Below are 13,823 nucleotides of genomic sequence, written 5' to 3'. Positions count from 1 at the left end.
CGTTTCATTGGGGAGGCCGTACCGGTTGTCGGTTCACGGCCATTGTCGTCAAGCCGACACCGTGCTGGCAACGGGCGTCGGCCGTTTCGTTGGGGAAAATTCGCAATGGATATCGGCTACTTCCTGAAGCTGATGACCGAAAAGAACGCTTCGGACATGTTTCTGACCACCGGGGCACCGGTCTACATCAAGATCGAGGGGAAGCTCTATCCGCTGGGCAACACCGGCCTGCCGCCGGGCATGGTCAAGAAGATCGCCTACTCGCTGATGGACGAGGGCCAGGTGCCGCAGTTCGAGCGCGAGCTGGAGCTCAACATGGCCATCGCCCTGCCCGATGCCGGGCGCTTCCGCGTCAACGTGTTCAAGCAGCGGGGCGAGGTCGGCATGGTCATCCGCGCCATCCGCAGCCGCATCCCGAGCATTGAGGAGCTGAACCTGCCGCAGGTGCTGAAGGACGTCATCATGACCCCGCGCGGGCTGGTGCTGGTGGTGGGGTCCACCGGCTCCGGCAAGTCGACTTCGCTGGCGTCGATGATCGACCACCGCAACAGCACCACCACCGGTCACATCCTCACCATCGAGGATCCGATCGAGTACCTGCACAAGCACAAGATGTCGATCGTCAACCAGCGCGAGGTCGGCCTGGACACCCATGCCTTCCACAACGCGCTGAAGAACGCGATGCGTGAAGCACCGGACGTGATCCTGATCGGCGAGATCCTGGATGCGGAGACGATGGAGGCGGCGATCGCCTTCGCCGAGACCGGCCACCTGTGCCTGGCCACCCTGCACTCCAACAACGCCGACCAGACCATCGAGCGCATCCTCAACTTCTTCCCGGAAAGCGCGCACAAGAACGTGCTGATGAACCTGGCACTGAACCTGCGTGCCGTGATCAGCCAGCGCCTGGTGAAGAACAAGGAGGGCCGACGCCTGCCGGCCACCGAGGTGCTGATCAACACGCCGATGATCCGCGACCTGCTGCGCCGCGGCCAGGTGCACGAAATCAAGGCCGCGATGGAAGCCTCGCTGGAAGAAGGCATGGAGAGCTTCGACCAGTGCCTGTTCCGGCTGGCCAAGGCCGGCACCATCGAGCAGGAGGAAGCGCTGCGCGCAGCCGACTCGCGCGATGGCCTGGCCCTGAAGTTCCGCCTGTCCGAAGGCAGCAGCGGCGAGCACGACCCGTACGCGGACTTCTCGGCGGGCGCACCCAGCATCACCCACGGCTTCTGATCCAGGAAAAGGGGACGGAGGGGATCAAGTCGTTTGTGCACTTGCGACTTGGATCGCTCCGTCCCCTTTTTCTGAAGAGTTCAGGGGCGGTCTCATCCAATGAGACACCTCATCCGTAGGTTTCCTCAATGGAAACCATCCGCAAGCTGGCCATTCTGGCTGATGCCGCCAAGTACGATGCCTCCTGCGCCTCCAGCGGCTCGGGCAAGCGCGATTCGCGCGCCAGCGGCGGTATCGGCAGCACCGAGGGCATGGGCATCTGCCACAGCTACACGCCCGATGGCCGCTGTGTTTCGTTGCTGAAGATCCTGCTGACCAACTTCTGCGTCTACGACTGCGCCTATTGCGTGAACCGGGTTTCCAGCAACGTGCCCCGTGCACGTTTCAGCGTGGATGAGGTGGTCACGCTCACCCTGGACTTCTACAAGCGCAACTACATCGAGGGCCTGTTCCTGTCCAGCGGCATCATCCGCAATGCGGACTACACCATGGAACAGATGGTGGAAGTGGCCCGGCAGCTGCGCGAAGAACACCGCTACGCCGGCTACATCCACCTCAAGACCATTCCCGAGGCCTCGCCGGAACTGCTGGCCAGTGCCGGGCGCTATGCCGACCGCCTGTCCATCAACGTGGAACTGCCGACCGAAGCCGGCCTGAGCGCCTTGGCGCCGGAGAAGACGGTTCATTCCATCCGTGGCGCGATGGGCGAACTGCGCTGGCGCATCGAGGAAGCCAAGGAAGCTCGCAAGGCCCCCGCAGCGGTGGCACCGACGGCCAGCCGCAGCACTCGCCCGCGCCCTCCCCGTTTCGCACCGGCCGGGCAGAGCACCCAGATGATCGTCGGCGCGGACGGGGCAAACGACCGGCAGATCCTGGCCAGCGCCGACAGCCTGTACGGCAACTACCGCATGCGCCGGGTCTACTACTCCGCGTTCAGCCCGATTCCGGACGCCAGCCGGCAGTTGCCACTGCAGCCGCCACCGCTGCAGCGCGAACATCGCCTTTACCAGGCTGACTGGCTGCTGCGCTTCTACGGGTACGGCGTGGATGAGATTACCGATACCACCCAGGACGGCATGCTCGACCTGGATATCGACCCGAAGATGGCTTGGGCGATCCGCCATCCCGAGCGCTTTCCGGTCGATCTGAACCGGGCACCGAAGGAGATGTTGCTGCGCGTGCCCGGCCTTGGCGTGCGCAACGTCAAGCGCGTGCTGATGGCACGCCGTCACGGGCGGCTGCGCGTGGCCGACCTCGCGCGCCTGAAGGCACCGATGAGCAAGCTGCTGCCGTTCGTGCTGCTGGCCGACCATCACCCGCGCAAAGCACTGGACGACCCGGCGGCGCTGCGTGCGCAGCTGGCCCCGCCGCCGCGACAGGGTTCGCTGTTCGATGCCCCGTCCGCGGCCTGACGCGCAGCGCTGGTCGCTGCGGGTGGATCCGCCATGGTCGCTGGAGGCCTGGCGCAGCGGTGCGCGCGAAGCCCTGCTGCGCGGCGTCGCGCCGGAGCAGCTGGACTGGCTCGAGGGCAGCGACGCATCGCTGCTGGACGCGCCAGCGGTCACCTCGGCGCCCGCACAGGCCGATGCTGGCGCACTGACGGTACCGCGCGACTTCCTGGAACTGGCGGCCACCTGCCTGTGCCATCGCGACGGACAACGCATGGCCCTCCTGTACCGGTTGCTGTGGCGCATCGCCCATGGCGAACGCTCGGTGCTGTCAAACCCTGCCGATGCCGACGTACTGCGGGCGATGACCATGGCACAGGCGGTCCGCCGCGACACGCACAAGATGAAGGCGTTCGTGCGCTTCCGCGAAGTGCCTGGCCAGCCTGATGCATTCATCGCCTGGTTCGAGCCACAGCACCACATCGTCGACCGGGTCGCGCCGTTCTTCGCGCGCCGCTTCACCGGCATGCGCTGGGCCATCCTCACGCCTTCGCGCAGCGTCGCCTGGGATGGGCAGGCGCTTGCCTTCGGCCCCGGTGCACGGCGCGAGGATGCCCCGGCCGAGGATGCACGCGAGTCGCTGTGGCAGACCTACTACGCCAGCATTTTCAATCCGGCCCGGCTCAACACGCGGATGATGATGCAGGAGATGCCGGCCAAGTACTGGCGCCACCTGCCTGAAGCCCGATTGCTGCCTCACCTGGTGCGCGACGCGGCCGACCGCGTGCAGGAAATGCATGACCGTCCCGCACAGGCACCGCAACGCAGGATTCCGCTGCGAGCGAACCCTCCGGCATCGGCAGCCGAAGCCAGCAGCCTGGACAATCTGCGCGGACAGGCCAGCGCCTGCCGCCAGTGCCCGTTGTGGGAGCAGGCCACGCAGACCGTATTCGGGCAGGGGCCGGCAGGGGCCGGGGTGATGCTGGTCGGAGAGCAACCCGGTGACACCGAAGATCTGCGTGGGCGGCCATTTGCAGGACCTGCCGGCCAGGTGCTGGACCGCGCATTGGCGGAACTGGGGATCGATCGTGCCACGCTGTACCTCACCAACGCGGTGAAGCACTTCCACCATGAGCGGCGCGGCAAGGTGCGGCTGCACAAGCGACCGGAGAGCCGTCACATCCAGGCCTGCCGGCCCTGGCTGATGGGTGAGATCGCGCGCGTGCGGCCCCAGGTGATCGTGTGCCTCGGCGCGACAGCGGCAGCCTCGGTGTTCGGCCATGATTTCGACCTCTCGCGTGACCGCGGGCGCTGGCACACCCTCGAGGACGGCACGCGCGGCTACGCCACGGTGCACCCGGCATGGGTGCTGCGACAGACCGACGATGCCCGCCGCGAGGAGGCCTACCGGTTGTTCCGCGATGACCTGGCCCGATTGCAACAGAAAGGGGACGGAGGGGATTAAGTCGTAAGTGCATATACGACTTAATCCCCTCCGTCCCCTTTTTTCAGGCGGCGTCGGGCTGGTGTTCCGGGCGCGCGCGGTCGAATGCCTCCAGCGCTTGGCACGCCGCTTCGATGCGGCGCAGGGTCGGGTACGGCGTCAGGTCCAGGCCGAAGCGGTGTGCGTTGTACAGCTGCGGCAGCAGGCAGATGTCGGCCAGGCCAGGACGGTCGCCGTGGCAGAAGGTGCCGGTGTCGCGGCTGTTGGCCAACAGCGCTTCCATCGCCGCAAAGCCCTCGGCGATCCAGTGCAGGGTCCACTGCGTGCGGGCATCGGCAGGCAGCTGCAGGTCGCGTTCCAGGTACTGCATGACCCGCAGGTTGTTGATCGGATGGATATCGCAGGCCACAAGCTGCGCCAGCGCCCGCACCCGCGCGCGGCCCGCAGCATCGGCCGGCAGCAGCGGCACCTGTGGGAAGCGCTCTTCCAGGTACTCGATGATCGCCAGCGACTGGGTCAGCGTGTGCCCATCATGCAGCAGGGTCGGCACCAGCTGCTGCGGATTGAGCGCGCGATAAGCCTCATGATGCTGCTCGCCACCGTCGCGCACCAGATGCACCGGCCGCGCCTCCCAGGCCAGGCCCTTCAGCTTCAGGCCGATGCGCACGCGGTAGGCGGCGCTGGATCGCCAGTAGGTGTACAGCACGATGCCGTCGTCGACCGGGATCTCCATCGCCGCCTCCATGCTCAGGGCTTGGCCGCCTGTTCGATGCGCTGCTCGATCGCACCGAAGATGCTGTTGCCGGCAGCGTCGAGCATCTCGATGCGGACCACGTCGCCGAAGGACATGAACGGCGTGCTCGGCTTGCCGTCACGCAGGGTCTCGACCACGCGCTGCTCGGCGAAGCACGAGGCACCCTTGCTGGTGTCTTCATTGGCGATGGTGCCCGAGCCGACGATGGTGCCGGCACCCAGCGGGCGGGTCTTGGCCGCATGCGCGACCAGCTGGGCGAAGTTGAACTGCATGTCCACGCCCGCCTCCGGCGCACCGAACCACTGGCCGTTGATGTGGGTCAGCAGCGGCAGGTGCACCTTGCTGTCCTGCCACGCAGCACCCAGCTCATCGGGGGTGACGAACACCGGCGACAGCGCCGAACGCGGCTTGGACTGCAGGAAGCCGAAGCCCTTGGCCAGCTCGCCCGGGATCAGGTTGCGCAGCGAGACATCGTTGACCAGGCCGACCAGCTGGATGTGGCCGGCGGCCTGTTCGGGGGTGGCCGCCATCGGCACGTCGTCGGTGATCACCACGATCTCCGCTTCCAGGTCGATGCCGTAGTCCTCGCTGACCACCTTGACCGCATCGCGCGGGCCGTAGAACCCCGCACTGGTGGCCTGGTACATCAGCGGGTCGGTGTAGAAGCTCTCCGGCACCTCGGCACCGCGGGCGCGGCGCACGCGCTCGACGTGCGGCAGGTAGGCGCTGCCGTCGACGAATTCATAGGCACGCGGCATCGGTGCGGCCAGCGCCTGCGGATCGAGGTCGAACACGCCATCGGCGTCGCCAGCGTTGAGCGATTCGTACAGGGCGTTCAGGCGCGGTGCGATGTGGCTCCAGTCCTCCAGGGCCTGCTGCAGGGTGGCGGAAATGCCGGTGGCGCGCACGCCGTGGCGCAGGTCACGCGAGACGACGATCAGGGTGCCGTCGCGGCCGCCTTCCTTCAAAGAACCAAGCTTCATGGGTGGGTGTCCGGAGTCGTGGGCAAACAAGTTTCAAGTGTAATCAAATCTGCGGCGACGCCAAGCTGCAGCGCGGCATCGGCCCACCCTACCGTAGTGGGGGTCGGCAGGGCTTGCAGGCCTGCGCCTGCGGTAGTGCCGGCCGCTGGCCGGCAACCTCAACAGCAACAGCGTGCATTCCGAGGGATGGCGGGGCAGTGCGGGTGGGCCGGGCCCCTGAGGGGTACTTGCAGCGTCCCCTGCCACCGGACCGACCCCGCCTGCCCACAGGAACCCGACCTTTGACGTTGCTCCCGCCTCTGCGGGTGCAGGGCGCAGCCCTGCAGAGAGAACCCCTTACCTGAACGGGGCTTTTTGCGCGAGGTCTCAGCCATCGGTTAGACTAGGCAGGTCTGCAGCGGCCGTCCGTTTCCCTTCGGGATCGCCGGCGACCAGGGTCCGCCCTCTTCGCCCGCCCCCACTCCGACGCCGTTCGTCACGCATTCCAGCCTGCGCTTCGTGCCGGCTGCACCCAACTTCTCGCAGCGCGGTTCACGGGAACGCTCCGAGTCAGCCGATCACTTTGATCTGCCCCCGTCTGTCCGCTCGGACAGGCGTTTCTTGTACCTGGAGCAATCTCAATGTCTTTTGAATCGCTGGGCCTGGCGCCCTTCCTGCTGCGTGCGCTTGCCGAGCAGGGCTACGAAAACCCGACCCCGATCCAGCAGCAGGCGATCCCGCTGGCGCTGGCCGGTCGCGACCTGCTGGCCGGCGCACAGACCGGTACCGGCAAGACCGCCGCGTTCGGCCTGCCGCTGCTGCAGCACCTGGGCACCGCCTCGCAGGAAGTGCGTGCCGGCCCGCGCAAGCCGCGTGCGCTGATCCTGGCCCCGACCCGCGAACTGGCCACCCAGGTGCATGACAGCCTGCGCGGCTACAGCAAGTACCTGCGCATTCCCAGCGCCTGCATCTACGGCGGCGTCGGCATGGGCAACCAGCTGGACATCCTGCGCCGTGGCGTGGACCTGCTGGTGGCCTGCCCGGGCCGCCTGATCGACCACCTGGAGCGTCGCAGTGTCGACCTGTCCGGCATTGAACTGCTGGTGCTGGATGAAGCCGACCGCATGCTCGACATGGGCTTCCTGCCGTCGATCAAGCGCATCCTGGCCAAGCTGCCGAAGCAGAACCGCCAGACCCTGCTGTTCTCGGCCACCTTCGAGGACAACATCCGCCAGCTGGCGCTGGAGTTCATGCGCAACCCGGAACAGATCCAGGTGACGCCGAAGAACACCGTGGCCGAAACCATCACCCATCGCGTGCATCCGGTCGATGCCGGCCGCAAGCGCGACCTGCTGCTGCACCTGCTGGCGCAGGACAGCCGCGAGCAGACCCTGGTGTTCGCCCGTACCAAGCACGGCAGCGACAAGCTGGCCACGTTCCTGGAAAAGTCGGGCATCAAGACCGCGGCGATCCATGGCAACAAGAGCCAGGGCCAGCGCCTGCGTGCGCTGGGCGACTTCAAGGCCGGCCGCGTGACCGTGCTGGTGGCCACCGACATCGCTGCGCGCGGCATCGACATCAACGAGCTGCCGAAGGTGATCAACTTCGACCTGCCGATGGTGGCCGAGGACTACGTGCACCGCATCGGCCGTACCGGCCGCAACGGCGCCACCGGCCAGGCGATCTCCCTGGTGGCGCAGGATGAAGTGAAGCTGCTGCGCGCGATCGTGCGCCTGCTGGGCCGCGACATGGACATCCGCGACGTGCCGGGCTTCGAGCTGCAGACGCCGATCCGCTGGGGCAACAGTGCGCCGGGCAAGGCCGAGCACGATACCGGCGAGCGCGCACCGCGCAAGAGCCACGCACGCCGTCCGCACGGTGATGCGCCGCGCCATGCGCATGCCGGCCCGAAGAAGGCCGGCGGTGGCCGTCGCGAGGGCGGTGGCAACGGCCAGCAGCGCGCGGGTGCAGGCGCCGGTCAGGGCCAGCGTCGTGGCGGTGGCGGTAATGGTGGCGGCCGTGGCCGCGGCCAGGGAGGCAATGGCGGCGGCCGCGCCGGCTGATCACAGCTGACAGCTGTTGTGCTTCCCGTTGCGCGGGAGGCTATCGAGGGACGGCGCTGACGCGCCGTCCTTTTTTGTTGCTGGCTACCGGGTGATGAAGCACGCGGTGGCGGTACCGAGGGCGGATGGGCATGGGGGCAGCGCAGAACACGCTGTAAATACGTCCATGTAGGCTCGATGGCGCCATCCATGGCGCCAACGGTTCTGCGCTGCCCCCATGCCCATCCGCATCAAGCATTGCCTGCGCCTTCTTCTCCCGCCGGGTAGCCGGGAGAAGAAAGATCAAATTCAAATTCAAATTCAAATTCAAGTTCAAAGGCAAAAGCCGAAGTCGCGATTCCTGGCTGTGCTTTTGCTTTTGCCCTTGCTCCCGCCTTGGGGTTCGACGCGTCCGCGCCCGCAGGAAACTGTCGAGGGGAGGCCGGGCGAGCTGCGCAGGACCGTGAGGCGCATGGATGCGCCGATCGAGCTTACATGGACGCATTTACAGCGTGTCCTGCGCAGCCCGCCCGGCCGCCCCCACACGCATCAGTCAAGGCGCCAAACGCCTCAACCCCGCGCCTTGCTCGGATTCACCAGATTCCCGAAGAAGATCGCGTTGATCAGCAACCGGTCCGTCCCGTGCCAGTACTTCCGGTGCGCCGGATCGTCGGCGAACAGCACCACGTTGCCCTGCCCCTGCGCCGACACCAGCAGCCACGCGCTGCCCGCCACCCGCGCACGGTTGCGCTCGGAAAGATAGCCATTCACCCGCGGCGGCGTGTCGATGCGTACCACCGTCGAGAATGGGTTCGCACTCGGCTGCAGGGCAACTGTGTTTTCCTTGTTGACCGCCAGTTGCCGGCGCGGCACGCCGAACGCCAGCGGATGACTGATGTCCACATCGGCGCTGAGGATGTTGCCGCTGACCCGCTCGATCGCGGCGATGTCGCGCTGGTCGCCGAATGCGCGGCGGCTCTCGTCGGCAGTCTCTTCGTCCTTGCCGAGCTTCTCGCCGTCGGCGAGCTTCTGTTCGATCGCCCACTTCGAAGCACTGCCGTAGGTCACCAGTGAACCACCGGCCTGCACCCAGCGCTTCAGTGCAGCCACCGCCGTGGTATCGACGCCGGTGTAGGTCCCCCCGGACAGCACGATCGTGGTGTAGCGGTCCAGCGGCACTTTGCCCAGCTGCTGCGGGTCCAGCTTGCTGGCGGGCAAGTGCAACTGCTGGTCGAGCAGGAACCAGGCCGAGCCGATCTCGGTGGCGGCCACGCCCTCCCCCATCACCAGCGCAACCGCGGGTTTGCGCAGCGCCTTGACGCCGTCACTGCCCAGATCGATGCCTTCGCGGCTGCGGCCACTGGACAGCGCGTGCACCTGCACACCTGCCTCGCGCGCGGCCGATGTCACTGCCTCAAGCAGCGCCGCACCCTGCAGCGCTTGCCCGGCAACCGGAATCACCAGGCTGCCGGCAGCGAAGCTGACCTCGCCCTGCACGGTCGCGGTGGTGAACGGCTGGAACGCGGCACGTGCGCTCACGCCCTTGCCCTGCAGCACAGCCAGCGCGCGCCCGGCGTTGTAGTCGCGCCAGTCGATCGCGTACGCGAATCCGGCCTGGCCACCCAGCACCGCACCCTGCTCCGCCGGCAGCGCGGTCACGCGTGCGCCACCCTCGATACGGCTACGGCTGCCGGCGAACGCCACGCCGTAGGCCGGTGCGATCGCATAGCTGGTGCTGCCGTAGAACACATCCCCCTTGATTGGCGGCGTCTCGGCAAAGATCGAATGCACCAGGCGGAACTGCGCCTGCTGCACCGGCACCACGTAGGCGCTGCCGGCATCGAAGCGCTGGCCATCGACAGTGACTGCATGCTCCAGCGCGCGCACCTCGATGCGATGCAGCAGCAACAGTTCCAGCAGGCGACGGGTCAGTGCCGGATCGTGCGCGTCGCCGAACACGAAGCTCTTCACCGGCTGCTGTGCGGCCTGCTTCAACGCGCTCTGGAAGAAATGCTTCTGCAGGTCGAACAGGCCGCTGCGCTCAGCTACCGCACCACGCACCGTGCCCAGCCCGGTGGCGACCTGGTTGCGGATGGTGAACGGGAAGGTCAGCAGGCCGTTCACCGATTCCTGCACGCGGCCACGCGAACTGGCCTGCTCGACGGTGACGCCGACCGCGCCGTGGAAGTCCGGATAGGTCGAGCCATACACCGGCGAGAAGTTGTCGAAATTCTCGCCGGTGTAGTACAGCGAACCCAAGGCATCCAGCGCCTGCGCGTGGTACCTGGCCAGGGTCTTGTTGAACTCGTACGACGGCGCCGGAATCAACGGGCTGTGCATGCTCTTCGGCGAAGGCTCGAAGTAGTACGTGCTGTCCTTGCCCATTTCGTGGAAATCGATCTGCACGTTCGGGTACCACTGGTGGAACACCTCTACCTTCGGCCGTGAGTCCTGCTGGGTCAGGGCAAGCCAGTCGCGGTTGAGATCGGTGAAATAGTGGTTGGTGCGACCCTGCGGGAACGGCTCGACATGTTCCTTGTCGGCGGGGTCGGCCGACGCCGGATCGGAGGCCCAGGCATTGTGCCAGTTGGCGGCACGGTCGCGGCCGTCCGGATTCTGTGCCGGGTCGAACAGCACCACCGCGTGCTGCAGCCACTGCTGGGTTTCGGCACTGCGGTTGGCCACCAGGTAGTAAGCGGTCAGCATCGCCGCCTCGGCACTGGAGGTCTCGTTGCCATGCACGCTGTAGCCCAGCCACACCACCACCGGGCTGTCACCGGCCGCGCTGCGCGGTTGCGCCGGATCGGCCAGGGTCGCGTGCTGCTGGCGGATCTGCTCCAGCCGCGCATGATTGCCTGCAGCAGTGACGGTGGCGATCAGCAGCGGGCGGCCCTCATAGCTGCGACCGATCTCGCGCACGCTGATTTTGTCGGAACGCTTCGCCAGCTCCTGGAAGTACGCCACCAGTTGGTCGTGCCGAGTGTAGCGGCTACCGATCGGGTAGCCGAGGAACTGCTCCGGCGTCGGCACCGCTGCATCGAAGGCTGCCGCATCCGTGGCCTGCGGGAAGAAATAGGCACTCTGTGCCTGCGCCGGCTGCGGGCAGGACAGTACAGTGGCGGCGGCAAGCAGCAACGGAAGAACGGCACGGCGATGCAAGGACACGGTGACTCCCCTGGAACACAACGGCAGACAGTTGCGCGGCCGGTCCCTTCAGGTGGCCGGCTGCGGCGGATGGATCAGAAGCGGTAATCGAAGCCCAGCGTGAAGTAGCGGCCGCGCAGGTCGTACTGGCTGAAGTCGTACGGCGCGCGGATGCCCGGGAACGAGGCGTCGTACGGCGGCGTCTTGTCGGCCAGGTTCTGCACCTTGGCATACAGCGTCAGCTTGTCGATGCCGGTGTAGGCCAGGTACAGGTCGTACTGGCTGTAGCTGCCAACGCGCTGCTGCACGGCCTTGGCGGCGGTGCTGGCTTCCTGGCGGTAGCTGCTGGTGTAGTACCAGGTCACGGCTGCGTTGAAATCACCGTACTTCCAATCCAGCGTGGTGGTGGCCTTGTCCTTGGGCAGGGTCGCGCCCAGGTTGCTGCCGGCGTAGTCGACCAGCGGGCCACCGACCACGGTCGGGCGACGGTAGTCGCGCACGTGGGTGTAGGCCGAGGACACGGTGAAGTCACCCAGCACCGCGGTCGGGATGCGCTGGCGCAGTTCGACGTCGATGCCCGAGGTCTTCAGCTCGCTCAGGTTCTGGTAGCGGTTGTAGACCGCCTGCAGCTTGCCGCGCTCGTCGCGCTGCACGGCACCGGCCACGTTGTCGTTGACCAGGGTCTGGGTGTTGTTGGTGCCGACCAGATTGTCCAGCTGGATGCGGTAGTAGTCCACGCTCAGATTGGTGTTGGCCCACGGCGACAGCACCACGCCGAAGTTCACGCTCCTGGTGCGCTCGGGCTTCAATGCGTTGTTGCCGACGGTGAAGAAGGTCGGGTTCTGCCGCGAGCCCGGCACGTCCGGATCACGCGGATCGACCACGCTGCCATAGGCGATGCTGGTGCTGTTGGAGTTTTCCGACAGCGACGGCGCACGGAAGCCCTTCGAGGCCGATGCACGTACCAGCAGGAAGTCCAGCGGCTGCCAGCGCAGGCCGATCTTCGGCGAGAACGCATCGCCGAAATCATCATAGTGATCGGCGCGTGCAGCGGCGGACAGCTCCAGCGTCGAGGCCAGCGGTACGTTCACTTCGGCGTAGGCGGCACTGACCTGGCGCTGGCCATGTACTTCTGCGATGGCCGGGCGCACCTGCAGGCCGGCATCGATCTGCCACGGGTTGTTGGAATCGAGCTTCTCGCGGCGCCACTCGGCACCCGCGGCGAAGCCGATCTCGCCGGCCCAGGTGCGGCCCAGGCTGCCGGAAATCTTCGCATCGACGCCCTGCAGCTTGGACTCGGCCGGACGCAGCGTGGCGATGTTGATCGAATCACGCACCGACTGCGGCGTGGCTGCCGGGTCAAGCAGGTTGTAGCTGCCCGTGGACAGTGCGTTGGCCAGCGCCCAGCGGTTGGCGAACCCGCCGGACACAGTCTCCCGCTCACTGCTGCGCGCACCGAATGCAGCCACTTCCCAGTCCCAGTTGGCGGTGGTGCCGCGCAGACCGAACACGCCGCGATAGGCGGTTGAGCGGTTGGTCTTGATCGTGCCGCCGAGGTCGAAGAAGGTGTACTCGATCGGGATCGCACGGCCGTACGGGTTATACGGATTGCTGGCCGGCAGCAGCGACGACACCGGCTCGGCCAGGCCGCTGTCCGCGTTCAGTGCGAAGCGGCCGCTCTCCAGGGTGAAGAACGGGCTGCTGCCGAACCACGCGGCGCTCTTGATCTGGCTGTACAGCACCTCGCCGAAGGCTTCGACGTTGTCGTTCAGGCGGAACGTACCGTTGGCGTAGGCCTGATAGCGCTTGGTAGAGGGGATCAGCGTGGTGAACGGTGCCTGGTTGAAGCCGCAGGTATCACCGGACAGGCCATCGATCGGCGCGCTGGCAACGCGGGTGGTGCCGGCCGGGCAGTTGCCGTTGGCATCGAGCATCGGCACCGACACGCCGTTGACCAGGTAGCGTGCGCCCTTGGCCGACCAGCCGTTCCAGCGGCCACCGGGCTTGTCGGTGTAGATGCCACTGCGGGTCAGATTGCGCTCGTCCTGGTCCAGACGCTCGCGGTTGTAACCCTGCAGGCTGAAGAGGATGTTGTAGCCGTCGGTGTCCAGATCACCGAGGCCGCCGACGAACTTCAGGTTCTGCTCGTGCAGGCCGCCCTGGTCGGCACCGCCGAAGCTGCCGCCGATCTCGGCGCCTTCGAAGTTCTGCCGGGTGATGATGTTGACCACGCCGGCCACGGCGTCGGAACCGTATACCGCCGAGGCGCCGTCCTTGAGCACTTCAATGCGCTCGACCGCGACCAGCGGCAGCGCATTGAGATCGACGAAGGTGTCGGACAGGCCACCGGCCGGGAAACCGTAGTTGGCCAGGCGGCGGCCGTTGAGCAGGACCAGCGTGTTCTTCTGCGAGAGGCCGCGCAGGCCGATGCCGGCCGAGCCGGACGCCCAGCCGTTGTTGGTGGTTTCGTTGGCGGCGTTGCCGGTGTTGGCCGAGATCGAACGCAGCACGTCGGCCACGGTGGCCTTGCCGGTCTGTTCCAGCTGCTGGCGACCGATCACCTGCACCGGATTGGAGGCCTCGGTATCGGTGCGCTTGATGTTGGAACCGGTGACACGCACGGCGGCCAAGGTATTGGCGTCACCAACGGCGTCGGCGGAGGTTTCGGCGGCGGCGGACAAAGGCGCGGCCAGAGCGACGGCCAGGGCCGCCACGAGCAGGGTGTGCTTGGGCATGACGATGTGGGGAGATGGTAAGGACGACGAAGTTCCGCAGTAGTCCATGCCTGGCCCGGGTCCGGCCAATAACATCTCTTCATACGGATATAAGAGAAGCTATCATCTCTTCATCCGGATG

8 protein-coding genes are annotated in these 13,823 nt (G+C 66.6%); 4 read left to right on the top strand and 4 right to left on the bottom strand.

Annotated features, from left to right (window positions below; translation table 11 throughout):
- Window positions 1–105 precede the first annotated feature (105 nt).
- The 3 genes from ROV93_RS10755 (at window position 106) to ROV93_RS10745 (ending at window position 4,086) form a co-directional block, all read left to right on the top strand.
- Window positions 106–1,233, top strand: coding sequence for a PilT/PilU family type 4a pilus ATPase (locus ROV93_RS10755; RefSeq protein WP_049416904.1), 1,128 nt, complete (start codon window positions 106–108; stop codon window positions 1,231–1,233).
- Between the two features lie 128 nt (window positions 1,234–1,361).
- A complete protein-coding gene (locus tag ROV93_RS10750) occupies window positions 1,362–2,645 on the top strand; it encodes a putative DNA modification/repair radical SAM protein (RefSeq protein ID WP_065179113.1) in 1,284 nt (427 codons plus the stop codon).
- On the top strand, window positions 2,626–4,086 hold the full coding sequence (locus ROV93_RS10745) for a UdgX family uracil-DNA binding protein (RefSeq protein ID WP_072167761.1): 1,461 nt from the start codon (window positions 2,626–2,628) through the stop codon (window positions 4,084–4,086). Before ROV93_RS10750 ends, ROV93_RS10745 begins: the two co-directional genes overlap by 20 nt.
- Before the next feature lie 43 nt (window positions 4,087–4,129).
- On the opposite strand, the gene maiA is transcribed toward ROV93_RS10745, so the two are convergent.
- Window positions 4,130–4,798 carry a maleylacetoacetate isomerase gene (maiA, locus tag ROV93_RS10740; RefSeq protein WP_312539698.1) on the bottom strand — a complete coding sequence of 223 codons (669 nt, stop codon included), beginning with the start codon at window positions 4,796–4,798 and terminating at the stop codon, window positions 4,130–4,132.
- A 14-nt stretch (window positions 4,799–4,812) separates the two neighbouring features.
- A complete protein-coding gene (locus tag ROV93_RS10735; protein ID WP_072167759.1) occupies window positions 4,813–5,802 on the bottom strand; it encodes a fumarylacetoacetate hydrolase family protein in 990 nt (329 codons plus the stop codon).
- 620 nt (window positions 5,803–6,422) lie between these two features.
- On the opposite strand from ROV93_RS10735, the gene ROV93_RS10730 reads away from it, so the two are divergent.
- Window positions 6,423–7,844, top strand: coding sequence for a DEAD/DEAH box helicase (locus ROV93_RS10730; protein WP_049414254.1), 1,422 nt, complete (start codon window positions 6,423–6,425; stop codon window positions 7,842–7,844).
- Window positions 7,845–8,393: 549 nt separating this feature from the next.
- Here ROV93_RS10730 and ROV93_RS10725 read toward each other — a convergent pair.
- Window positions 8,394–10,988 carry a M14 family zinc carboxypeptidase gene (locus ROV93_RS10725; protein WP_072167758.1) on the bottom strand — a complete coding sequence of 865 codons (2,595 nt, stop codon included), beginning with the start codon at window positions 10,986–10,988 and terminating at the stop codon, window positions 8,394–8,396.
- 74 nt (window positions 10,989–11,062) lie between these two features.
- Window positions 11,063–13,702 (bottom strand): TonB-dependent receptor, encoded by a 2,640-nt coding sequence (locus ROV93_RS10720; protein WP_072167757.1) that lies wholly within the window; start codon window positions 13,700–13,702, stop codon window positions 11,063–11,065.
- Window positions 13,703–13,823: the final 121 nt, after the last annotated feature.

Origin of the sequence: Stenotrophomonas maltophilia group sp. msm4 (assembly GCF_032025605.1) — a bacterium.
Taxonomy (GTDB): Bacteria; Pseudomonadota; Gammaproteobacteria; order Xanthomonadales; family Xanthomonadaceae; genus Stenotrophomonas; species Stenotrophomonas sepilia.
The sequence above is the reverse complement of the archived record's forward strand: the minus strand, read 5'-3'. Positions and strand labels throughout refer to the sequence as shown.